Consider the following 22,070-nt stretch of genomic DNA (forward strand, 5'->3'; position numbering starts at 1 on the left):
GAGTATAAGTGTTGGTGAGGGAACCTAAACAGAGACCGAATGGCCCGTCTGTTCCCCCTTCGATCTGAGACGCCCACCCGGGAGGGCCAGCCACGAGTCGTCGACCTCGAGGACGAAGACGCCGACGCGGTGTTCAGTGCACTGTCGTCGACGACCGCTCGGCGAATCTACAGTCGGTTGAACGAGGAGCCGGGAACGCCGAGCGATGTCGCCGACGCAATCGACTCCTCGATCCAGAACGTCCGCTATCACCTCGAGAAACTCGAGGAAGCGGGACTCGTCGAGGTCGTCGACACCTGGTACTCCTCGCGAGGCAACGAGATGAGCGTCTACTCGACCGCGGACGGCCCGTTGATCGTCACGAGCGACCGATCGACGGCCGATCAACTCAAGACGGCGCTCTCCCGGTTCATCGGCGGCGTTGCTGCACTGGCCGGTGGAAGTCTGCTCGTCCAGTACGGACTGAGCCAGTACTTCTCGCCGGCAGCGACCGAGTCGACGAGGTCTGGAAACGGTGACGGGGCCGCTGCCGGGAACGGGGCAGCCGCGACTGACGGAAACGGAGACGCACCCCCCGAGACCGAAGACGAAGCCGAAACCGGAGACGACGCCGACGCTGATTCGGCTGACTCCGATGAGCCGACGACAGAAGAAGACGAGGGGGACATCGGTGCCGCCCAGACCGACGACGCCGATAGCGAGGACGAGGAACCTGGCGACGACGCAGAAACCGATGACGAGGACGCCGCTCACGACGAAGCGGACGAACCCGACAGTACCGAAGACAGCGAGTCGGTCGAGAGCGACGATACAGCGGAGTCGTTCGACAGTACCGACGGTGGGAACGAGACCGCCTACACGGACGGGGGAGTCGACGACGGGAACGCGACCGTCGACGGTGCCGTCGAGGGTGCCGAGGCCATTTTCGCGACGGTTCCACCGGGCCTACTCTTTTTCCTCGGTGGCCTGGTCGTGTTGATCGCCGTCACCGTCTACTGGTACTGGTCGGCGACGTACTGATCGCGACTGGATCGTTCCTCGAGGGTGACACTGATTCCCCGTCCAGTCTCGAGTCCCTCCTTCGGTTTGCTCACGTCGCCCGTGCTCGAGATTCGCCCTCAAAGGAAGGACGTGACAACGTACCGTTGACTGTTCGCTCTGGGGTCGCAAACGTCGATACGTGACGACACCGATCCCTCTCAGAGCACTAGGGAAGCGAAAATAATCGCGTTGTAGATGCCGTGGATGATCGCCGGTACGACGAGGTTCTCGGTGAGCAGGTAGACCGTCCCGAGCACCAGCGAGAGACCGAAGACGACGGCGAGCGAAGCCATGATGGCTCCGAAACCAGCCGTCGCGTACGCGGCGACGTGGATCACCGCGAAGATGACGCTCGAGACGAGGAGTGCACCCCACCGCGAGAAGATGTCGTACATCGACTTCTGGATCACGTTCCGGTAGAGCAGTTCCTCGAACGGCCCGACGATCAGGATCGAGGCCGGAATCATCACGTACAGTAGTTCCGGGTTTTGCTGGGCGGCCTGGGTCGCGCTGTGTTCGGCCCCTTCGACGCCGCTCGAGCTGAACAGAATCGAGAGAGCGATGTTCACGAGGAAGATGAGGCCAATACCGCCGGCGATCCAGCCCATCTGTCGAAGGGTTGGCCACCGGAGATCGAAAAACGACCAGTCGCGGTCGGTCGTGTAGACGTAGCCGACGGCGATCGCCGCGGTGCCGATGGCGAAGCCGACCTGACTGATCGCGATGAACTGGTTTTCGGTCAGGCCGCCGAGGGCGGCGGCGAACGGAACGGCGAGTAACTGGCCGGCGAACAGGGCCACCAGCCAGGCAACGAGCGCGAGCAGCGAGAGGTGGACGGTCAGTGCAACGCGCCGTGAGAGGCCGACGATGGAGACTGAGCCGTACTCCGCCAGTGCAATGCCGATCGCAATTGCCGCAGCGAGAAACGCGACGAACACGGCCGGAATCGTCCCACCGACGACCGGAATCGTCGTCGTTCCGTTGATTCCCTGGTTGAGCGCGTAGCCAGCGAGGAGGACGACGCCGAAGCTACATAGGGCGCTGACCGGGCTGTACCGACGTTCGAGGACGTCGTACCGTCTGGCTCCGAACACCAGGAGGGCGCCGACGGCGAGCAGGAGTCCACTCACCACGACGGGGTCGTCGACCCCCTGCTGGACGGGGACGGCCATGCCAGCCATCGCGACGGCGGCGAACCCAAGGCCGAGACCGGTCATTGCACCGGTCTCTGACGACCGCGTGTGATCGTCCCGTGCGGTCTCGTTCATACGTAGGTGTTCGGGTCGACGGGCATAGGCGCTCTGTTCTGTCCTGCGCTGGGCCGTACTCGAGTTCGAGTCCGGCGCACTAGCGTTCGATCCGTAGCGTCGTCTTCTCGGCGACTGCTCGAGCCTCTTCGAAGTCGCCCCCACCGAGCAGGCCGCGGGTGGCCTTCTTCGCCCACTCGACGGCCGGCTGGTTGAACGCGTTCACGCCGTAGAGTTCGCCCGCGAGGACGCAGGCGGCTTCCATTCCGTACAGGAGCCCGCCCAGTTCGTAGGCGTCGACGCGCTCGAGTTCGATGCGGACGTTAGGGCGGCCGGCCGCCGCGAGACTGGCCTCGGTGGCCTCGAACTCGGCGGTGAGCAACTCGCCGAGTGTGGCGTCCCCGAGATAGGCGAGGTCGTCCACGTCGGTGGCCGGAATCCGCCGATACGCGGTTTCCCGCGGGGTGACGAACGTGACCAGCTTGTTCCTGGGGCCAGCCCGGTAGAGCTGGAGCTGTGAGTGCTGGTCGGTGACGCCGAGTGCGCGAACCGGTGTCTGCCCGAGGTCGTCCTTGCCGAGGCTCTCCGCCCAGAGCTGGGCGAACCACTCGGCGTAGGTCTCGAGCGATTCCGCGTAGGGAACCATCGCGTTCATCGACGCGCCGCGGGCGTCGAGCGCGTAGGCCGTCGCGCCGTAGGCGTAGGCGGGGCACTCGAACAGGGAGCCGGTCAGCGTGGCCGCTTCGGCTCGAGCACCGTCGAGCAGCGCCTCGAGGTCGTTGCCGCAGACGGCGGCGGCGACCATCCCTACGGCCGAGAGGGCCGAAAAGCGACCTGGGACGCCGTCAGGTACCGACACCGCGGGCAGGTCGTGTCGATCCGCGAGGTCGCGAAGCGGCCCCGAGTCGCCGGTCGTGACGACCGTTCGCTCCGTCCAGTCGACGCCGGCGGCCTCGAACGCCTCGCGGACGACCAGGAAGTTCGCCAGCGTCTCGGCGGTCGTCCCGGAGCGGGAGACGACGTTGATCGCCGTCTCCTCGAGCGGGAGGCCCTCGAGTCGGCGGCTGACCCACGCGGGGTCGACGTTGTCGAGGAAGACGGTTTCGCAGTCCCCGTCGTCGGCGAGGGCGTCCGTGATGGTCGCCGCGCCCAGCGCGCTCCCGCCGATGCCGACGGTGACGAGCGCCTCGGCGTCGGCGACCGGCTCGACGGCCGCTCGGATCGCCTCCGGATCGGTTCGCTCGGGGAGGTTCAGGGCGGCGTAGCCGTGTTCGTCGTTCGCTCGCCCGGCTTCGATCCGTTCGTGTGCCGTGGCGACCTGCTCGTCCAGTCGCTCGAGGGCGTCCCGAGAGAGGCCCGGCGAGGCGACCGTTGCCAGCGCGTTTCCGAGGTCGACGTCCATATCGGAGAGGTGACAGCGACCCCTAAAGGCGTTGCGTCACGCTGTGGGGTGGCTTCGTAGCTGTCGTCGTCCCGACGTTCGATGCTCGATACCCGATGCCCGATACCCGATGCCCGATATCCGATACCTATGCACGCAGTTGCTCGATGGGCCGCTCCCGCCGGCATCGGTTCCCTTATTCCCTCGCGTTTCCAACCTCGAGCAATGACCGAGTCGGACGACATCGTGGGCTCGAGTCCGGCCGGGGAGCACGACTCGAGCCCGTCAGCGGCCGACGAGAACACCTACGGCGGACTGTTCGGCGCGTTCCCGTACGCGTTCCGACAGAGTTCGTCGCTGCTGTTCAAGAGCTACGTCGTCGCCGGTGGGGTCGTCACGCTCTTCGTCGCCCTGTTGTTCGTGCTGGGCGTGATCGAAATCATCAGCGTAACGGCCGGAACGACGGCGACGCTGGCGCTGTCGCGCTCGTTTGTCGCCCTGCTCGGCCTGTTAATCGTCATCCCACTGGTGGCACCCGTCCTACTCGTCGCCCGCCGCCACCGTCGGCGCATCGGCACCGATACCCGCTACGACCGTCGTCTCGCTGCGGCCGGCTTTCTCTTCGTTGGCTCGCTGTACCTCGGCCTGATCCCGACCGTCCCGCCCGAGCACCAGACGGCAACCGACGGTCTTCTCGCTCCACTCGTCGAGGGGCTGTACGCGCTCCCCGCGGCCGTCGGCCTCTCGTTTCCGGTCGTGGCCGCCGTCACCATTTACCTCGTCCACCGGGCGTCGCGTTGATCGGGTACCCGGATCTCGGGTCGAGAGTTGAGAGCCGAGTGCCGAGCGCCGTGAGCCGAGAATCGAGCGTCGGAAGTCGAAACCCCGAAACCCGTCGCGTTCCTCTCCTCGAGTATGACCGAGAAGACGGGTACCTTCGTCGTCACCCACGCCGAAGACGAGTCGGTCGTCCTTCGGGACGTCGACTCCGCGCAGGTACACACCCTCGCCGCGAACGACGGCCTCGCCGTGCACGACGTGCTCGAGGCCACTATTGCCCCCGAACCACCGCTCGAGGTCGCCTGGACGCTGATCGACGTCGACGAACGCCGGACGGTCGACCTCGTCGACAGCGACCTCGAGCCGACCCAGCACTCGCGGGAACTCGTCGCCGACTGCGAGGTCGGTGATTTACAACAACACGAGCGCGCCGGCCGCGGCGAAATTCACGTCGTTCGCGTCCCCGAAGAGCGCGTCGAGGACGCCGCCCGTGACGTCCTCGAGGACGAGGAGACCATCGCGCGAGCGGCGCGACTCGAGGCGGTGCGCGTGGAAGTCCGCCGCTCGGTCGAGGACGGCGACGGCGTGTTGAGCGTGCGGTATCTCCCTGACTGATCGCCGTTCGAACCATAACTCTACAATTCAAAGCTACTATTGGACTTATATCAATTTACTTTGGATAGTGTAGCATAGGCGTTCGTCACCTGCTCGGATCAACACCATTACGGCTTCCACCTGCGAACCCGTCCGTATGCAAACGCACATCGTCCCGGTCGGCTTCGACTACGACCGGCTGATCGCCCCGCTCGTGCGCGATCAGTACACCGTCGACCGCGTCATCCTGCTCGAGGGGGCCGTCGGCAGCGAGGCTAACGTCGAGTACTCCCGGCACCTCTCGACGAAGCTCGAGACCGACTTCCAGAACCTGCTAGGGGCGACCACCGAGCGTTTCGTCCTCGAGGACGTCTACGACTACGACGAGGCGTTCGAGCAGGCGTACGACCTGATCAACGACGAACTCGACCGGGGCAACGAGGTCTGGGTCAACATCGCCGCGATGCCGCGAACGGTGAGTTTCGCGTTCGCGACGGCAGCCCACTCGCTGATGGTCGAGCGCCAGGACGACCGCGAGCACATCCACACCTACTACACCGCCCCGGAGAAGTACCTCGAGACCGAACTCGCCGAGGAACTGCGCGAACAGTCGGCGTTGCTCGAGGAACTGCTCGAGGCTGGTGCCAATGATCCTGCACCCAGTGAGTCTGGCGCGGCCGGGAACAGCGCCACGCAGCCGCTCCAGGCGGGCGAGGACGTCGACGCCGACCGCATCACGGCTCGCCTCGAGAGCGCCCGGCAACTCCTCGCGGAGTTCGACGAGCGGGGGACGACCATCGGGGCGAAGGAGATCGACGGCGAGCACATCGTCGAACTCCCCGTGGCGTCGTTTTCGAACGTCAAACCGTTCGAGGAGCTCATTTTGTACAAACTGGGCGAGGACGGCGAGTTCGAGTCGGTTTCGGAGCTGGCCGAGGCGCTCGCTCGAGAGCTCAACGAGGAGTACACCGACAGCTTCCGCTCGAAGGTTATTTACAACGTCGACCGCCTCGGCCCCGGCGGCAAGGGCTACATCGAGCGGGAGGAACACGGGAAGTCCTATCGGACGCGCCTCTCGCGGATCGGCGAACTGTGGGTTCGGGCGCATTCGGAGCCCGCGTCGCAGTAACGGTTTTTCGACCTCCGTCGCTGGTGTGACGCAGCATCAGTCGCCGGTGCCGTCGCCGCCGTCCGTTCCACCAGCGTTCGACGGGCCGGCGTGATCCGGCGGCCCTGCGTCGTCGGGCGCTCCCGCGTGGTCGGGTGGCCCGGCGTGATCCGGTGGGCCGCGCTCGTCTCGAGCCTCGTCGGCCCCGTCAGCCTGGTCGCTCGAGGACGGGCCACCCGCCTCACCGCGTTCGCCACCTCGGTCGTCGCCACCCTCGTCGACGGTGGCGGGGTCGCTCGCATCACTCACGCTAGCGTCGTCGGTCGCCAACGACCCGTCGTCGAGAACGGCTCCGTTCGGCAGGCCGATGGCCGCCGAGTCGTTCGACGAATCCGACGTCGAGGCGGAGCCGGTACCGTCGTCGACGAGCGGCGAGTCGCTCCAGGTCACCGAGAACGGTGAGTCGCTCCCGTCTTCGTCGTTGTCGCTCGAGGGAAAGAGCTGCGGGCCGACGTCGGGCGCCACGAGGAGGGTACCCCCGGCGAGCGTCACCGCGACAATGGCGATGACCGCGAGCAGGCCGGCCGTCGAGAGCTCCTCGGCACCCTCGTCCCCCGCCGAATCGGTTGGCGTTCCCATCTGTTCGGCCGAATGGTCACTCGGCGCGGCCTTTGTTAAGCACCGTCCACCGGAACGCCGAAATCGTTCGATATCATCGTCTGGCGTCCGGACACCGTGATCAGTCGTCGGTCGACCCGACCGATGGTGTAAGCCAACCCTACTGCTGTTCGAGCACGATCAACGACGCACAGCTTTCGAAACGACGCTCAGGCCCCTGCCCGCCCCAGGCGCTCGAGCAGTCGTTCGCGAACCACGAGCAGACACGGCAGTACCGTCAGACAGGCGAGGAAGGCGAAGACGATCGCCAGGCCAGTCACCAGCCCGAACCGCTGGAGCGGCGGTGCGAGCGCCAGTGCGAGTACACCGAATCCGGCGGCCGTCGTCGCCGCACTGCCGAGCAGGGCGCCGCCGGTGCCGGTCATCGTCGCCTCGAGGGCGGTCTCGAGGGTCGGCTGGCGCTCCCGTTCGGCGACGAATCGCTCGCCGACGTGGATGCTGTAGTCGACGCCCAGCCCGATAGCGAGGCTCGTGATGACGGCCGTTTCGCTGTTGAACGGCAGGTCGAGCAGCGCCATCGCCCCCAGCAGCCAGGCGAGGGCGGCCACGACGGGTGCCAGCGTGACGATGCCGAGCGAGAGCGTCCGGTGGCGCACCCAGTAGAGCAGCGTCAGGAAGACCAGGATCACGACCAGGGTCACGGCGAAGGCCTGCACCAGCGTCTCGAGGAGGGCGTCCTGAATAACGGCGGTGGTGACGGGACCGCCGGTTGCGACCGCCGTGACCGGCGCGCCGTCGGCGGCCGACCCGCGTTCGACCTCGCCCGCGAACGCCCGGGTGTCGTCGGCGACCGACTGGGCGGCGGCGTCGCCACGAACGGAGACGAGCAGGCGGGCCGACTCGTAGCTGCCGTCGTCTGTTCGCTCGAGGACGGTCGCCGCCGTGTCGGGATCGGCCGCGAAGAGGACGTCGTAGAGACCGGCGAGATCCTCCGTGGGAACCGCCTCGCCGTCAGCCCGGCGTTCCTCGAGGGCGTTCGCGACCGTTTCGTTCTCGCTGGCGACGTCCTCGATGACGGTCAGGGGCCCCTCGACAGCGGCGCTGCCGTCGGCCTGCGTGGTGATCGTTCCGTCGCCGTCGACGGCCCCTCGGGCGTCTTCGATCGCCCGGAGGACGGCGGGATCGGTCACATCCCCGCGTATCAGCACCTGCGCCTGGGCGTCCTCACCTCGCTCCTGGAAGTTGTCACCGAGGTAGGCGGCGTCGTCGGCGATGGTGTAGGTGTCCGGCGCGAGCGGCCCCGGTAGCGACTTCGCCCACTCGGGGGCATCCTGGGGGAGGAAATCGGCCTGGTTGAACTCCGTGTCGATCCCCGTCGCACCGTAGGCACCCCCGGCGGCCACCAGGAACGCCACCAGCACGACCGCGACCGGGGCGCGTTTGGCGAGCGTGACGCCGCTCGAGAGCGCACGGTTGACGCGACCCGGCGTCACGCCGAAGGGCGGTTTCGCCCGGTTCCATCCGAGGCGGTTCTCGAGGAGCGAATCGACCTCGACCTTCAACGCGGGGACGAACAGGCCGAAGGCGACGAACGTGGCGAGGATGCCTCCCGCGCTGAGGACGGCGAAATCCTGGATTGCCGGCAGCGGGCTGACGACGTTCGAGAGGAAGCCGACCCCGGTCGAGAACGTCGCCGCCGCGAGTGCGAGCACGACGCCGCCGAGACCGAGGGCCATGCCGCTGCGGACGCCCCGACGCTCGGTCGTGCCGGCGCTATCCGCCTCGAGTTCGCCGGCACGCGCCTCGCGATAGCGCATCACCACGTGCAGGGAGTAGTCGATCGAGAGCCCGATCAGGAGGAAGGGGACGGCGATCAGGAGCTGGCTGGTCGGAATCCCGAGCCAGCCGATGAGGCCGGCGAGCCAGGCCATCACGACGGCGATCCCGACGATGCCGATCAGCACGTCGACGACGTCCCGGTAGGTGACGCCGAGGACGAACAACACCAGGACGAACGCGACGGGGGTGATGATCGCGAAGCTGTCGCCGACGGCGCTTGCGGACGTGGCGTCGGTGATCCCCTGGCCGAAGACGAAGCCGTCGTCGAAGCGCTCCTCGAACAGCGACTCGATCTCGACCTGGGCGTCGTAGGCCGCCTGTGGCTCCTCGTCGTCCCCGCTCTCGTCGACCTGGAACAGGAAGACGATCCGGGATTCGGCGCTCGTCGACCCGGGTTCGTACGAGTCGGGGAGGAACTGGTAGGGGTCGCCCTGGACGTCCGCCTCGGGGTCGAGGACGTCTGCCAGCAACGCCTCCACCTCCTCGTCCGAACGAGACTCGAGTGCTGCGATCTGTTCCTCGAGCGTCGGCGCGCTGGTGTCGGGCGGGCCGTCAGCCTCGGCCGCCCGATCCTCGAAGACCGCGCCGGTGGCGACGACGTTCTCGAGGCCGACGAACCCCTCCTCGGCGAGGGTCTCGTTCAGGGAGGCGTTCTCGCGGACGTCCTGCTGGAGCCGGAGCCCCTCAAGGAGGGAGTCGCGGGTGAGGACGTCGCCGGTTGGGGTCTCACCCCCGTTCGCATCGTCACCGCCGCGGTCGCGGACGACTAGCTGGGTAACGACCCGATCGTCCGTCTCGTACCGTTCGTCGATGTACTCGAGGGCCGCCGTCTCGTCGGAGTCGGTCTCGAACTCGCCGATGCCGGCGTCTTCGGTGTCAGCGATGACGAACCCGACGAGCATCACCGCTGTCAGGGCGAGCACCACCAGTACGACGAGTCGGCTGTGGGCGACGACGATCTCGGCGTACCGACTCGAGCGATCGGTCGCCACGGTTCAGGGCCCCCGCAAGAATATCGTTGCTCCGCTCGTCGACCAACCTAGCGCCCAACCAGTCGCTCCCCCGAAGTCGCTCATTGGTCGCTCTCGAACTTGAGCGGGTAAAGCGATTTGGATAGAACTAAGCTACGTATAATCCATTTCTGATTATGAACACTGACGTCGACCGCGATCGGGGCTTTTTGACGCCCGCCGACCGGGCGTTCCTGCTCGGCGAGCGCGAAATGAGCCACGACCAGTCCCGACGCAACGCCGAGGCGCGCATCCGACAGCGGGTGATCGACGGGATCCTCGACTTCGACCTCCTGTTGCACACGTTGTCCGAAAAGGATCGAAAGCAGGTGTTCGCCGACGTCCACACCGACGGCGCGTTCCTCGACGCGTTACGGGCGATGGTCGCGTTCACCTATGTCGGTGCCCGTGAGCAGGGATTCGCGTTCGAGGACGTCCTCGTCCCCGCCGTTCGGGCGTCCGAGGAGGCCATCGCGGCGAAACAGGACGGGGCGAACGTCTCCGTGGACGTCACCTTCGACGTCGAGACGACCGTTGAGGACTCACTCGAGGGAATCGCCGGTCGTCTCGAGGCGGGCGATCCCGTTACCCCCCGTCAACTCTTTGCGCTCGTCATGCAGGGCGATCACGATCCGACCCAGCACGAGGAAATCGTCCTGGTTCGAACCGACGCGGCCGACGGCGTGGACGATCAGTTCCTCGAGCGACTGGCGACCTATCTCGAGGCGGATCTAGATCACGAAACCGAGACGAGGGTCGTGCTTCGACCACTGGCGCGATCGACCGGCGTGTCTCCGGATGAACCTATGACTGGGAACTGATACCCAGACGAACCTATAACTGGGAACTGACACGAAACACCTAACACGATCGATCCCTCATCTGCTGGTATGGCACCGTCAGTTTCCGTTTCGCTTGCCACTCCCACTGACGGCCCTCGTGCGGCCGTGTTCGTAGGGGCCGCCTAGGCCCACCTCCCTTTCGACGTTTCGACGGATGTATTGTCTCCGACCGGAATACAGCGAACAACGACCAGTATCACCAATGTCCACGTCAGACCACCGTTTGCGACCCGACCGACGAACCAGTCGACGCCCGCCACGGGCGGTGAGAGCATGAGCGCCGAGACAGGCGACGGCGACCTCGAGGAAGAACAGCCGACGCTCGAGGGCGGCTACGACCCCGAGCGAATCGAATCGCGCTGGCAGGAAGCCTGGGTCGACGCCGAGACCTACGCTTACCGAGGCGAACCGGGTACCGACCCGAACACGACCTACGCCATCGACACGCCACCACCGACGGTGTCGGGCAGCCTCCACATGGGCCACCTGTACGGCCACACCCTCCAGGACTTCGCGGCCCGCTTCCAGCGAATGGCCAACGGAGACGTCCTCTTCCCGTTCGGTTACGACGACAACGGCATCGCGAGCGAGCGCCTGACCGAACAGGATCTCGACATTCGCCACCAGGACTACGAGCGCCGGGAGTTCCAGCAGCTCTGCCGGGAGGTCTGTGCGGAGTACGAAGCCGAGTTCACCGAGAAGATGCAGCATCTCGGCACCTCGATCGACTGGAACCACACCTACAAGACGATCGAACCGCGCGTCCAGCGGATCTCGCAGCTCTCCTTCCTCGATCTCTACGAACAGGGTCGGGAGTACCGCAAGAAGGCGCCGGCGATCTGGTGTCCCGAGTGCGAGACGGCCATCTCGCAGGTCGAAACCGAGGACGCCGAGCGTCACTCCCACTTCAACGACATCGCGTTCGAGGTCGTTAGAGACGACGCCCCTCGTGATGAGTTCGTCATCTCGACGACCCGTCCGGAACTGATCCCGGCCTGCGTGTCGGTGTTCGTCCACCCCGAGGACGACGACAACCAAGATCTCGTCGGCGAGACGGCCAGGATTCCGATCTTCGAACACGAAGTGCCGATCATCGCGGACGACCGCGTCGACATGGAAAAGGGGTCGGGAATCGTCATGTGCTGTACCTTCGGCGACCAGAACGACATCGAGTGGTACCAGGCCCACGACCTCCCCCTGCGGGTGGCCATCAACGAGACCGCGACGATGACCGACCTCGCCGGCGACTACGAGGGGATGCACACCGAGGAGGCCCGCGAGGCCATCGTCGAGGATCTCGACGCAGCCGGCTTCCTCCGTGATCGCCGAGAAATCGTCCACGACGTCGGCGTCCACGAGCGCTGTGACACGCCCGTCGAGTACCGCGTCTCCAAACAGTGGTACATCGAGGTGCTCGACCACAAGGACGAGTACCTCGAGGCCGGCGAGGCGATGGACTGGTACCCCGAGAAGATGTTTACTCGCTATCGCCACTGGATCGAGGGCCTCGAGTGGGACTGGCTGATCTCGCGCCAGCGCGACTCGGGGATTCCGTTCCCGGTCTGGTACTGCAGCGAGTGTGATCACGAGATCCTGGCGGAGAAGGCGGATCTCCCCGTGGATCCGCTCTCCGACGAGCCGCCGGTCGACGCCTGTCCCGAGTGCGGCCACGACGAGTTCGACCCGGAGGAGGACGTCTTCGACACCTGGGCGACCTCGTCGCTGACGCCCCTGATAAACGCGGGCTGGGACTGGAACGAGGAGACCGAGTCCTTCGAGATGGCCAACCCCGAACTCTACCCGTTCGACCTCCGGCCACAGGGCCACGACATCATCTCGTTCTGGCTGTTCCACACCATCGTCAAGTGCTACGAGCACACCGGCGAGGTGCCGTTCGACGCGACGCTGATCAACGGCCACGTGCTCGACGAGAACCGCGAGAAGATGTCGAAATCGCGGGGCAACGTCGTCGAACCCGCCGCAGTGCTCGCGGAGTACCCCGTCGACGCCGTTCGATTCTGGGCCGCCAGCGCCGCCGTCGGCGACGACTTCCCGTTCCAGGAACAGGACATCGTCGCGGGCGAGAAGCTCCTGCGCAAGCTCTGGAACGCCTCGAGGCTCGTCGACACGCTCGCTCCCGTCGATCCCGACGAACCCGACGACCTCGAGCCGATCGACCGCTGGCTGCTCGCGGAACTCGACGCCACGGTCGAGACGCTGACCGACCACCTCGAGGCCTACGAGTTCGCGAAAGCCAGGAACCACCTCAGAACGTTCTTCTGGAACACGTTCTGTGACGACTACCTCGAGATCGCCAAGACGCGCGAGGACAGCCCCTCGACGCAGTATACGTTGCGAACGGCCCATCGGGCCTTCCTCCTGCTGTGGGCACCGATCATCCCGCACGCGACGGAGGAAATCTGGCAGGCGGTCTACGCGGAGGGCGAGGCGCCACGCACCTCGCACGAGTCAGGAGGCGAGAACTTCGACAGTATCCACACCGAAGCCTGGCCCGAACCCCGGGGCTACGAGGCCGACCTCGAGGCCGGCGAGACGGCCATGGAGGTCATCTCCGCGCTCCGGCGGTACAAGAGCGAGCGCCAGTTGCCGCTGAACGCCTCGATCGACGCCGTCTCCGTCCACGGATCCATCGCTGGCTTCGAAGACGCCATCCAGCAGGTGACCCACGTCGACCACCTCGAGTCCCTCGAAGAGCCACCCGAGATCACCACCGAGGTGGCCTCGATCGACCTCGATTACGCGACCCTCGGCCCAAAATTCGGGGCGAAAGTCGGCGAGATCGACGCCGGGATCGACAGCGGCGAGTACGAGATCGACGACGAAGCCGACGTCCTCCGCGTGGCCGGCGAGGAACTCGAGGGCGACCTGTTCGAGGTCGAACTCGAGCGAACCTACTCCGGTGCGGGCGAGATGATCGAGACGGAGACGGCCGTCGTGATCGTCGAGGACGAGCGAGCGGACTGACGACTTCGGTTCCGTTTTCTGCCTCTCTTGAAATCCTCTATAGCAGATAAGAACGATCTGTTGAATATAGAGAACGAGTTCACCACGAGCCCGGTTCTTCGTTGACTCTCCCTGAACGACTCGTGATCTGACCGACAGCTAGCGGGATAGCCGTGTACATGTGACGAACCGCTACTCGTCGTCCGTCGATGCCCCGTTTTGCTCGTCAAAATACTCCCTGGCCTCGGAAACCCACTCCGGACGCTCAACCGTTATCTCCTCATCGACACGGTCGATCGTCACCTCCATCACGACCGTCATCATCTCGCTGTCGACTAATTCCTCGTATGCAAAGCGATAGGACTCGACGTACCCCTCCTCGTTGACGACCATGTGCAGCGAGGCGTTTTCGTACTGGTACGGCGACGACTCTGCCGACTCGAGAATGTATCGCGTCTTTCCCTCGGCCTTGGTGGAAATCGAGATATTGTCCATCGCGCTCATCCCTCGTTCCACCGATTCAAATGCGGTGAAGTGATATTTGGTACGAGCCTGCCGGTAGAAGGTGGGCGGCTCCTCATCGCTTCTATTGACCGCGAAGTTGGTCAGCACTTCCTCCTCAGTTCCCCAGCCCTCACCGAAGCGATGTTCTACGAGGGCAGTGTCGTCGGCTTCGTCAGCCATCCCCTCCGTGAGTTCTACACGGGCGGTACCGTCGGCTTCGACAGCCATTGTTTCCGTAAGTGTATACGAAACAGTCCCGTTGGGATACGTTCGCGTGGTTGTCTGTTCGAGCATGTACGATCGATTCGACAGCGTCTCGGCGTGATTCTCGAGAAGTGCCCGATGGTTGGTCACTTCGTTTTCGGTGAGCCCCGGGAGCAGTTCCGGTGAGGTCGTGTTGTCGACGCCGTACGGATCACGATCGGAGTCGTCTCCGGCCGATCCGAACGCGCCACAACCTGCGAGGAGGACGACGAGGGCGAGGATTCCACAGATCTGGACTACGTGAGACCTGCTATTCATTGTGACTAGGGATAACGTACACTCCACTGGTATTAATCCCAGTGCTGACATACGATCCCAGAGATTGGCCTGCCTTCTCGTGGCAAGAGATACGTGAGTTTGATTGAGCAGTTGCCGTTCCGGTCGAGCTAAACCGTACTCCATTCGCGCTGTGAGTTCAGCACCAGCTCAGCAGACTATCGTGACACTGTCAGTTCGGAGCTGTTGCATACAGAGGATGATTTTCAGTGCCTACTAAAGCGCTGGATCGGCGTGCGCGACCTCACTCAGTAGCACCACCCGCCCCCTCGAGTGGGGATCTCGTTTGCTATCAGATGTCCCGAGTAGGGATAGCGATCATCTGAATGGTCTCGATATATTTATAATTCAAGAATATCAACAATACCTAATGCGCCGCAGAACCCTCGTTCGCGTTCTGGCCGGAAGCCTTCCGGTGGCTATCGCCGGCTGTACTGGTAGTGCTGACGACGACACTGGCAGTACAGATTCAAATGGAGAACCGGGTACTGATGATTCGAACGGTGCGTCGGATGCGTCTGACGACGACTCAACAGACCCAGGCGAACCAGAACTTACGACGCTCGAATCCATCACGGCAGCCGCGGATCGATACGACGATGATTCACAGACGTTCACCGGAAGCGGTTCGGAACAGACCTCCGAGTTCGAACTCCGAGATTCGATCACCGTCTTCATCGCAGAACACGACGGGGATGGACAATTTGAACCGGAACTGCGCAACGAATCCAGGCTGCGGGCATTCCTGCCGATAAGTGAATTTGGGTCGTACGCCGGGACTGCAGCCGTCGGGGTTCAGGCGGACACCTATCACCTCGATGTCGTCGCTGCGGGTGACTGGTCGGTTGAAATCGCCCAGCCGGTATCGCCTGACGAGGTGATTCACCAACTCCCCGTCGAGGTTTCCGGTGACGGTCAGGACGTCGTTGGGCCCGTCGAACTGACCGGCGAGGCGACCGTGACGGGAACACACGACGGTGAGGGTGGTTTCGGCGTAGAGGTTCTCGACGAATCTGGGCGGGGCGAGCATGGCCAGGTCGCACGAGTGTTTAACGAAGTCGATGAGTTCGACGGACAGGAAGCTATCGAGATGAACGCTGTCTGTTGGATTCATGTCCACGCAGAGGCGTCGTGGACGATCGAAATCGAGTAGAGGCAGATCCACGAGTAACGGTTCTGCCGTCGATCGCGGTCTGTCCCAGCCGCACATTTCACGGCGTATGCGTGTTTGACATGTCTCGCAGGGTAGGAACGAGTGGCACCCAGTCAGACCGCGGTATCGACCTAGGTGCCAAGGACGCCATAGAAGAGTTCTCAAAAAAATCATTTCGGATGACTCTCGGACGAATATCCGATCAGTACGCGTGCGTACCGTACGCTCTTTGGGTTAGCTGTGATCAGAAATTTTTCCAAGTGATCGAAAGAGTACAACGCCGGCAGCGAGCTCAAGCCCAATCGTCACCAGCGCATCTCGTGAGACATTCGCGCCCACTATTCAGCACGACTGCTGAAACCTGTCACCGACTGAGTGGTTCACCAGAGCCGCTTTTCGTTATTACGCGCGCTGGCTTCTGGCTTCACACAACTTCGCTCGCGTCGCCAGCGCTAAAAACAGCGCCAGCAGCGTGAACGTCACCTCGCCGGCGGCGATCACCCCCAGCGCGTCGGCACCGAGGTACATCGGTTCGTCGCGCTCGAGCGGGATCATCGTGTGATGGGGGTCGCCGACGATCGGCACGAAGTAATCCACGATCAGGTTGAGAGTGTAGTACGCGAGCGCGATGCCGACGGCCCAGACCGGAAAGTCGGTGATCCGGTAGAGGACGAACGCCTGGACGACCATCGCGAGGTGGCTCCAGAAGAGGAACTGGTACATCAGCGGATCGAGGAAGCTGTAGGCGTCGTAAAAGGCGAGCAGGGTGTACGGCGTCCACAGCCCCAGGATGATGTTCCCGAAGAAGGCGATCGCGGTCAGCCAGGGCAGTTCGTGCCCGAGTTTCCACGCGGCGATGGCCAGGGCGATCGCCAGCGTCGCCAGCGGGCTGTCCGGGACGAGCGGCCACATCACCATCGACGTCGTCGCCAGCTGCTCCTGGTAGTACCAGAAGCCGAAGACCGTCCCCGCGAGGTTGATCGCGACGACGAGCCACGCGTACCGGAGCCCCAGATCCTCGAGCGCCCGTGGCACGGGTGCCAGATACCGGGGGATGGACGGCCGATCGGGAAGCGTCCTGCCTGTCATCGCCGACGACGACGAACGCCGGCCGCAAAACGATAGCGATTGTCGACGCTCGAGGCCGTCGTAACGGTCAGGGATCCTCGAGCCGGGTACCTGTGCGTGCGAAGGTGTCCTCGAGCGGACGAACGCTAGCGCTCGTCAGACGATACGTTTCGAAACCCCTATCACTTGGCTCTCGAAGCTGAGTCCGTGAACGGGAACCGGGAACAGTTCTGGGCGCTCTATCTCACCCGGTTCGCCGAAGGGTTCGGGTTCATCACGCTCATCACCCTGATGGCGTTTTACATCGAGACGCTCGATCCCTCGAGTACGACCCTGTTCGGGATCACCATCAGTGCCGGGTTCATCATCGGGATGTACACCTCGGGGTACACCATCGGGAAGACCCTCTCGATCGTCCCGCTGGCGTGGGCAGGCGACCGGTTCGACAAACGCCTCGTCCTCCTGATCGTGCTTGCTCTGAGCATCGTCGTCTACGCGCTGTTTCCGCTCGTGGATTCGAGCGCCTCCTTCATCCTGCTCCGGGCGCTCCAGGGTGTCGCCGTGACGGGATCTGGACTGATGTCGCTCTCGCTCGTCGGTCAGATCGCCGACGTCGGTACGCGGGCGAACTACATCGGGAAGGCGAACGCGGCGAGCTTTGGCGCCTCGATCATCGGCAGCCTGAGCGCTGGACTGCTGTACGAACGATTCGGCTTCGGGCCGATTTTCACGATCATCGTCTGCGTGCTGGTCGTCGCCTGGCTCGGCACCTACCGCTATCTCGACCCCGACGAGACCCGCGTCGAGGGGTTTCCGTTTTCCGGACTGGCGCTCAATCGACGCATCCTCACGCTCTCGAGCTTCCGCATCCAGTACGCGTTTTCGGTCGAGATGGTTCGCGTCTGGGTCGCCATCTTCGCTGGCGTCTCCGTGGCCGACGGCGGACTCGCCCTGAGCGCGTTCGCCGTGTCGGTGGTCGTCGCCGCCGAGAAGTTCACGAACATGGTTTGTCAGCCGTTTACCGGCCGGCTCTCTGACGGCTACGGACGTGCACTGTTCGTCTTCGGCGGCGGCGGGGCCTACGGACTGATCGCGTTCGTCGTTCCGTTCGCGCCGGCAATCGGGGCCGCTCTCGAGGTGCCAGCATCGTATCCGCTCGTCGGCTCGCTCTCACCGGCGTTTCTCCCGTTGGTGGCGCTGTCTGGGTTGCTCGGTATCGCTGACAGCTTCCGGGAACCCGCGAGCATGGCGCTATTCGCCGACGAGGGCACCAGCGAGGGCGGCGTCGCCTCGAGTTTCGGCATCCGGGAGCTCGTTTGGCGGCCGGGGAGCGTCATCGGCCCGCTGCTGGGCGGCTGGCTGATGACCGAGGTGAGCATGGCGTCGGTGTTCTACGTCGGCGGGGCGTTCGCGCTCACCGGGGCCGGCACGTTCCTGGTGATTTTGCTGTCGGTACACGGACGCGACGCGTTGCGCTCGTGGTGACCGTCGGATCGAGTAACTTGGAGGAAACGAGTCGCGTTCGATGATCGTTCGCGTCTGACGAACCATTAAGTACGCTGCGATACGAATACGTCCGTTATGGGCAACAAGAACAAGACGATCTCGTTCCGGGTGAACGAGGACGCGTTCGAGGCACTGCAAGAAATCGCCGAAGAGCGCGACATCTCGTTGTCCGCCGTGTTTCGGGACTACGTCGACCTCCTGGTCGACCACGACGGCCAGGTCGTGGTCGTCCCCGAGGACGAACTCGGCCGCCGGGACGACGACGAACCCTCGTTCCCGCCGATGGTCGAGGTGCCAAAGAGCTTCGTCCGCGAACACGAGCGCCTCGAACTCGAGTCCGAACACCTGCGCGAGCAACTCGAAGAGCACAAATCCTACGTCAACGAGCTGCGGGATCGCCTCGAGGACGAGCAGGACGAGGTACTCTTGCTCGACGACCTGGACGAGAGCGACGAGTCACCGACGATCCGGTAGCATCCGGTGGGATCTTGCAGTGTTTTGGATCCGATAGCGATTACCTCGGGTGGTCACTGATACGGCTGTTGGCGATTCGGTCTATGGCGTCCCCTCTCAGCGACCACCCTTGCGGGTCGACACTCACCGGGAACTCGCTCAAACAGTCCTCATTGGTGGTTTCGATTGCTCGAGATGACTGCTGGTGCTCGGTCGCGCTGTCGAACCCCTTCGCCGCGTACAAAAATTCGAGGACGCTACTCGAACCAACTTGCCGTCGTTGGTGGGGGGCTGAAACCGATCAGCACTCCTCGTTGGTCACCGTCAGCGTCCCGGTTTCGGTTTCGCCGTTCGCCGTGACGATCCACTCGTGCTCGCCGGGGCCGAGATCACGAGCCATCACGCCGAAGTAGACGGTCTCGCTCTCCCCTGTATCGAGATCGGCGTAAACTGGTTCGTTGATCGGGCCGATCTCGAGCGTAATTTCGACCGAGGTGGTTTCGCCGCCACGATTCGTTACCGTGATACAGAAGTCAGCGGCGTCCTCGCCAGATTCGGCGTTCTCTTCGTACGGGATCGAGTCGGGTGCGGACACCGACAGCTCGAGATCGGTCTCGGCCTCGGTGTCATCATCGTCGTCCTCGTCTTGCTGGTCGTCCTCGTCTTGCTGGTCATCCTCGTCTGGTGACTCTCGGAGTGCGACGAGCTCGCTGTCGTGATCGACGTAGATCGTCTCGCCACTGATCGCACGAATTGCTCCGACCGGCGCGTCACCCCTCTCGACGGTCCACTTCTCGGAGCCGTCGTACTTGTCTAGGGCGACGAGCTCTTCGTCGTAGTCCCGATCCCCGTAATTGTGTCCGTCCTGGTACAAATACGCGTACACCGTGTCGCCGCTGATCACGGCACGCCCGTAGGTGTAGGTCACGTCGAGACTCCAGCTGGGTTCGTCGCCATCGATCGGCCCGCCGTTGTACTCCTGATCGGTACCGCCACCGACGTAGAGTTCTTCGCCGATCGCCAGCTCGCGGGTGCCGTGTGCCATCGTCAGCCACTCACCCGTCGTGGCGTCGTGCACCAGCCGTTCGTTGTAGGCCCCACCGTAGTAGGCGACGGCGGTCGACGTCGCGTGGATGCCGGGCGACGTCGTGTAGGGCTCGCGTTCCTCCCGCCAGACCTCCTCACCGGTCTCTGGCTCGAACGCAATCGGGCCTGCACCCGTGACGCTGTAGATCACGCCGTTGGCCGCCGCGGTCGCCGTGACGAACTCGTACTCCGCCTCGCCCTCGCCGTGGTAGAAGTCTTCGGGGGCCGTGACCGACTCCTTCTCCCACAGAATCGAGCCGTCGTCGGCATCGAGCGCGTACAACGTCCCGTCGACGACGACGTAGACGCCGCCGTAGGCGACCGTCTGCCAGTAGATCTCCTCCTCGGGATCGAACTCGGTCTCCCAGACGACCGAGCCGTCGGTTCGGTCGAGCGCGACCACCTCGTACCCGCTGAGGTAGACGCGCTCGTCGACGACCGACGGCGTGCCCGCTTCGACCTCCGTGTTCTCCCAGACGACCGAGCCGTCGGCGGCCTCGAGCGCGGCGACGCCGTCTTCGGTGGTCGTGTACACCGTGTCGTCGGCGACGGCGACGGTTCCGACGTTGCCCACCGAGTCTAACCCACCGTGTTCGACCGACCACGCGGCCTCGAGCGAGTCTCCGTCGAACGCGTGGCCGTCGTCGATGTATCTCGCGTGCCCGGGATCACCCCGGTGGGAGGGCCAGTCGTCGTCCATCTCCGGATTCGCCTCGATCGTCGAATCCGGGAGGTCGTCGATATCGGACTCGTTAGCTTCTCCCGCGCCGATCGAAGCGAGTCCAATTGCGCTCGTAAGTGCTGCACCTGTCGCGAGTACCGTTCGGCGATGCCACTTTGGCATACTATCGACAACCCCGATTGGCCGCTTCACTATCAGGATGTTAGGAACCAGTTGTGATTGCTATAATTGTTGCACAATCGAATTATGACCACGCTTGACTTTTCAACCGTCAGTTAAGACTGGTTTGTCAGGTCACGAAACTCGAGCACGGAGTTGACCGAAGCCGACTCGCTCGAGTCGATTTCACTCGGGCTATCACCCTCGGCTGCTCACCGCGAGAGTTCCTGTTTCGTCCGCCGTATCTTGTTGGAGGCGTCGTCGTTCCCCTCGACGCGCGCTAATCCCTCGGCGGCCTCGAGCGTGCGCACCCCGCTGTCGAGAAACGAGAGGACGTCCCCGGAGTAGGCGTAGACCATGTAGTCGTCGCTCATCACGTCTACGATGGCGTCCGGGCCAAGTCCCTGGGCGCGTAACTCGAGCAGGTACCGGATGAACTTCCGCTCCGGGCAGCCACAGTAGGGGTTGTTCTGACAGTCACAGTCCAGGAAATCCGTCGCGAAGTCGAGCACCCGCTCACGGGTCGCGTCGTCGAGCTTCTCGAGCCCCTTCCCCTGAAAGAGGATGTCGAGGGTCGCCCCTTTGAACGCCCCCTTCGGGATGTTCGTCTCGAGCTGGGAGCTGAGTTGCCGGTGGTTTTTGACGTAGATCTTGTCGGTGATGGCCACGCGTTGGCGGTGCTACTCGAGCAGTGGGCAAAAGCCCCTCGATAGTGACGACCGTTTCGGCGTCGAGCTCGGTTCCGCGTCCGTCTGGTGGGTGGCACTCGAGCGTCCGGGATATTGGTATTGATATTATAGTGAAAAGCTATACTATCGATAGCTTCTCTGGAAACGGGGATTTGCGTCCCCGATCGCTGCGGTAGGCGTTCACACTCTTCCCCGAGAGTCGTAACGTATTTGAAGTCGACCGGGCTAGAAAAGCCTGCAAGCGCGTCCGGGTTGGGGTAGTGGTTATCCTTCAGCCTTGTGGAGGCTGAGACGCGGGTTCGATTCTCGCACCCGGACTTTCTGGCGACGAACGGACGTGAGGAGGTGAAAGTCCGACCGAAATCGAACCACGCGAGACGAGCGTAGCGAGTCTCGCAGTCGGGTTCGATTCTCGCACCCGAACCTTTTGTGATGAACCATCTCGTGAACCACGGAAGTCACCCGAACCTATTCGTGCTCGTCAATCCGTCGCTGTCGGTTTCCGGCAACGCTCCCGATGGCAGAAATGACACTGACAGCCTGCCAACGCAGTACGAACGCCGGTCTCACCGTGTTCAACCGACGTCAGTCCTGCCAGGGCAGTCCCGTGCGTACAGACGTCGTAGACGGTGACTCGTTTCTCAGATTTTGAAAACCGTCTTATTTCGTATCGACATAGATCAGTCAGATAATAACATGACTGAGGCAACTTCGATATGTGAACCGATAGACGGCAGTCCGTAAGACAACTCGAGACCAACCGTCTCCCAACCGTGACACAGTTAGACTTTATTTTGTACGACAAT

Annotated in this window: 17 protein-coding genes and 1 tRNA gene; 10 read left to right on the forward strand and 8 right to left on the reverse strand. The window is 63.7% G+C overall.

Features of this window, described 5'->3' with window-relative positions:
- Positions 1-39: 39 nt before the first annotated feature.
- The gene (locus NGM68_RS10800) at positions 40-1,020 is read left to right on the forward strand and encodes a helix-turn-helix domain-containing protein (protein ID WP_252698137.1); all 981 of its coding nucleotides are present in this window, start codon (positions 40-42) and stop codon (positions 1,018-1,020) included.
- 179 nt (positions 1,021-1,199) lie between these two features.
- On the opposite strand, the gene NGM68_RS10805 is transcribed toward NGM68_RS10800, so the two are convergent.
- Together NGM68_RS10805 and NGM68_RS10810 are read right to left on the reverse strand one after the other, a co-directional pair.
- Positions 1,200-2,309, reverse strand: coding sequence for a CPBP family intramembrane glutamic endopeptidase (locus NGM68_RS10805; protein ID WP_252698138.1), 1,110 nt, complete (start codon positions 2,307-2,309; stop codon positions 1,200-1,202).
- A 79-nt stretch (positions 2,310-2,388) separates the two neighbouring features.
- A complete protein-coding gene (locus NGM68_RS10810) occupies positions 2,389-3,690 on the reverse strand; it encodes a glucose-6-phosphate isomerase (RefSeq protein WP_252698139.1) in 1,302 nt (433 codons plus the stop codon).
- A 204-nt stretch (positions 3,691-3,894) separates the two neighbouring features.
- Between NGM68_RS10810 and NGM68_RS10815 the strand changes: the two genes are divergently transcribed.
- From NGM68_RS10815 to NGM68_RS10825, 3 genes are all read left to right on the forward strand, one after another.
- Entirely contained in the window at positions 3,895-4,470 is a 576-nt protein-coding gene (locus NGM68_RS10815; RefSeq protein WP_252698140.1) for a DUF8056 family protein, read from the forward strand.
- A gap of 114 nt (positions 4,471-4,584) precedes the next feature.
- Positions 4,585-5,064, forward strand: a complete 480-nt coding sequence (locus tag NGM68_RS10820; RefSeq protein WP_252698141.1) for a DUF5812 family protein — start codon at positions 4,585-4,587, stop codon at positions 5,062-5,064.
- Between the two features lie 136 nt (positions 5,065-5,200).
- A complete protein-coding gene (locus NGM68_RS10825; protein ID WP_252698142.1) occupies positions 5,201-6,172 on the forward strand; it encodes an HFX_2341 family transcriptional regulator in 972 nt (323 codons plus the stop codon).
- A 36-nt stretch (positions 6,173-6,208) separates the two neighbouring features.
- Here NGM68_RS10825 and NGM68_RS10830 read toward each other — a convergent pair whose 3' ends face one another.
- Complete coding sequence (locus tag NGM68_RS10830; protein WP_252698143.1) at positions 6,209-6,790, reverse strand: hypothetical protein; 582 nt, start codon at positions 6,788-6,790, stop codon at positions 6,209-6,211.
- A 188-nt stretch (positions 6,791-6,978) separates the two neighbouring features.
- The gene (locus NGM68_RS10835) at positions 6,979-9,600 is read right to left on the reverse strand and encodes an efflux RND transporter permease subunit (protein WP_252698144.1); all 2,622 of its coding nucleotides are present in this window, start codon (positions 9,598-9,600) and stop codon (positions 6,979-6,981) included.
- 155 nt (positions 9,601-9,755) lie between these two features.
- Between NGM68_RS10835 and NGM68_RS10840 the strand changes: the two genes are divergently transcribed.
- Both NGM68_RS10840 and NGM68_RS10845 read left to right on the forward strand, forming a co-directional pair.
- Positions 9,756-10,439 carry a DUF8102 family protein gene (locus tag NGM68_RS10840; RefSeq protein ID WP_252698145.1) on the forward strand — a complete coding sequence of 228 codons (684 nt, stop codon included), beginning with the start codon at positions 9,756-9,758 and terminating at the stop codon, positions 10,437-10,439.
- Positions 10,440-10,619: 180 nt separating this feature from the next.
- Positions 10,620-13,445 carry a valine--tRNA ligase gene (locus tag NGM68_RS10845; protein ID WP_252698146.1) on the forward strand — a complete coding sequence of 942 codons (2,826 nt, stop codon included), beginning with the start codon at positions 10,620-10,622 and terminating at the stop codon, positions 13,443-13,445.
- 171 nt (positions 13,446-13,616) lie between these two features.
- Here NGM68_RS10845 and NGM68_RS10850 read toward each other — a convergent pair whose 3' ends face one another.
- Positions 13,617-14,450, reverse strand: coding sequence for a hypothetical protein (locus NGM68_RS10850; RefSeq protein ID WP_252698147.1), 834 nt, complete (start codon positions 14,448-14,450; stop codon positions 13,617-13,619).
- Between the two features lie 388 nt (positions 14,451-14,838).
- Between NGM68_RS10850 and NGM68_RS10855 the strand changes: the two genes are divergently transcribed.
- Positions 14,839-15,621, forward strand: coding sequence for a hypothetical protein (locus tag NGM68_RS10855; RefSeq protein WP_252698148.1), 783 nt, complete (start codon positions 14,839-14,841; stop codon positions 15,619-15,621).
- Between the two features lie 402 nt (positions 15,622-16,023).
- Here NGM68_RS10855 and NGM68_RS10860 read toward each other — a convergent pair whose 3' ends face one another.
- Positions 16,024-16,710, reverse strand: coding sequence for a DUF1405 domain-containing protein (locus tag NGM68_RS10860; protein ID WP_252698149.1), 687 nt, complete (start codon positions 16,708-16,710; stop codon positions 16,024-16,026).
- A gap of 186 nt (positions 16,711-16,896) precedes the next feature.
- Between NGM68_RS10860 and NGM68_RS10865 the strand changes: the two genes are divergently transcribed.
- Both NGM68_RS10865 and NGM68_RS10870 read left to right on the forward strand, forming a co-directional pair.
- A complete protein-coding gene (locus tag NGM68_RS10865; protein WP_252698150.1) occupies positions 16,897-18,174 on the forward strand; it encodes an MFS transporter in 1,278 nt (425 codons plus the stop codon).
- A gap of 96 nt (positions 18,175-18,270) precedes the next feature.
- The gene (locus NGM68_RS10870) at positions 18,271-18,669 is read left to right on the forward strand and encodes a DUF8146 domain-containing protein (RefSeq protein WP_252698151.1); all 399 of its coding nucleotides are present in this window, start codon (positions 18,271-18,273) and stop codon (positions 18,667-18,669) included.
- Positions 18,670-18,949: 280 nt separating this feature from the next.
- Here the strand turns inward: NGM68_RS10870 and NGM68_RS10875 are convergent, their stop codons facing one another.
- Together NGM68_RS10875 and NGM68_RS10880 are read right to left on the reverse strand one after the other, a co-directional pair.
- Positions 18,950-20,578 carry an outer membrane protein assembly factor BamB family protein gene (locus NGM68_RS10875; RefSeq protein ID WP_252698152.1) on the reverse strand — a complete coding sequence of 543 codons (1,629 nt, stop codon included), beginning with the start codon at positions 20,576-20,578 and terminating at the stop codon, positions 18,950-18,952.
- A gap of 209 nt (positions 20,579-20,787) precedes the next feature.
- Positions 20,788-21,243, reverse strand: a complete 456-nt coding sequence (locus NGM68_RS10880; protein ID WP_252698153.1) for a DUF5814 domain-containing protein — start codon at positions 21,241-21,243, stop codon at positions 20,788-20,790.
- A 267-nt stretch (positions 21,244-21,510) separates the two neighbouring features.
- Here NGM68_RS10880 and NGM68_RS10885 point away from each other — a divergent pair.
- A tRNA-His gene (locus NGM68_RS10885) sits at positions 21,511-21,582 on the forward strand.
- Positions 21,583-22,070 lie beyond the last annotated feature (488 nt).

Origin of the sequence: Natronosalvus vescus (assembly GCF_023973145.1) — an archaeon.
GTDB lineage: Archaea > Halobacteriota > Halobacteria > Halobacteriales > Natrialbaceae > Natronosalvus > Natronosalvus vescus.

What these genes read in the sequence shown, in the direction of transcription:
- NGM68_RS10800 (WP_252698137.1), top strand. Translation starts at nt 40, where the DNA reads ATGGCCCGTCTGTTCCCCCTTCGATCTGAGACGCCCACCCGGGAGGGC.
- NGM68_RS10805 (WP_252698138.1), bottom strand. Translation starts at nt 2,309, where the DNA reads ATGAACGAGACCGCACGGGACGATCACACGCGGTCGTCAGAGACCGGT.
- NGM68_RS10810 (WP_252698139.1), bottom strand. Translation starts at nt 3,690, where the DNA reads ATGGACGTCGACCTCGGAAACGCGCTGGCAACGGTCGCCTCGCCGGGC.
- NGM68_RS10815 (WP_252698140.1), top strand. Translation starts at nt 3,895, where the DNA reads ATGACCGAGTCGGACGACATCGTGGGCTCGAGTCCGGCCGGGGAGCAC.
- NGM68_RS10820 (WP_252698141.1), top strand. Translation starts at nt 4,585, where the DNA reads ATGACCGAGAAGACGGGTACCTTCGTCGTCACCCACGCCGAAGACGAG.
- NGM68_RS10825 (WP_252698142.1), top strand. Translation starts at nt 5,201, where the DNA reads ATGCAAACGCACATCGTCCCGGTCGGCTTCGACTACGACCGGCTGATC.
- NGM68_RS10830 (WP_252698143.1), bottom strand. Translation starts at nt 6,790, where the DNA reads ATGGGAACGCCAACCGATTCGGCGGGGGACGAGGGTGCCGAGGAGCTC.
- NGM68_RS10840 (WP_252698145.1), top strand. Translation starts at nt 9,756, where the DNA reads ATGAACACTGACGTCGACCGCGATCGGGGCTTTTTGACGCCCGCCGAC.
- NGM68_RS10850 (WP_252698147.1), bottom strand. Translation starts at nt 14,450, where the DNA reads ATGAATAGCAGGTCTCACGTAGTCCAGATCTGTGGAATCCTCGCCCTC.
- NGM68_RS10855 (WP_252698148.1), top strand. Translation starts at nt 14,839, where the DNA reads ATGCGCCGCAGAACCCTCGTTCGCGTTCTGGCCGGAAGCCTTCCGGTG.
- NGM68_RS10860 (WP_252698149.1), bottom strand. Translation starts at nt 16,710, where the DNA reads ATGACAGGCAGGACGCTTCCCGATCGGCCGTCCATCCCCCGGTATCTG.
- NGM68_RS10870 (WP_252698151.1), top strand. Translation starts at nt 18,271, where the DNA reads ATGGGCAACAAGAACAAGACGATCTCGTTCCGGGTGAACGAGGACGCG.
- NGM68_RS10875 (WP_252698152.1), bottom strand. Translation starts at nt 20,578, where the DNA reads ATGCCAAAGTGGCATCGCCGAACGGTACTCGCGACAGGTGCAGCACTT.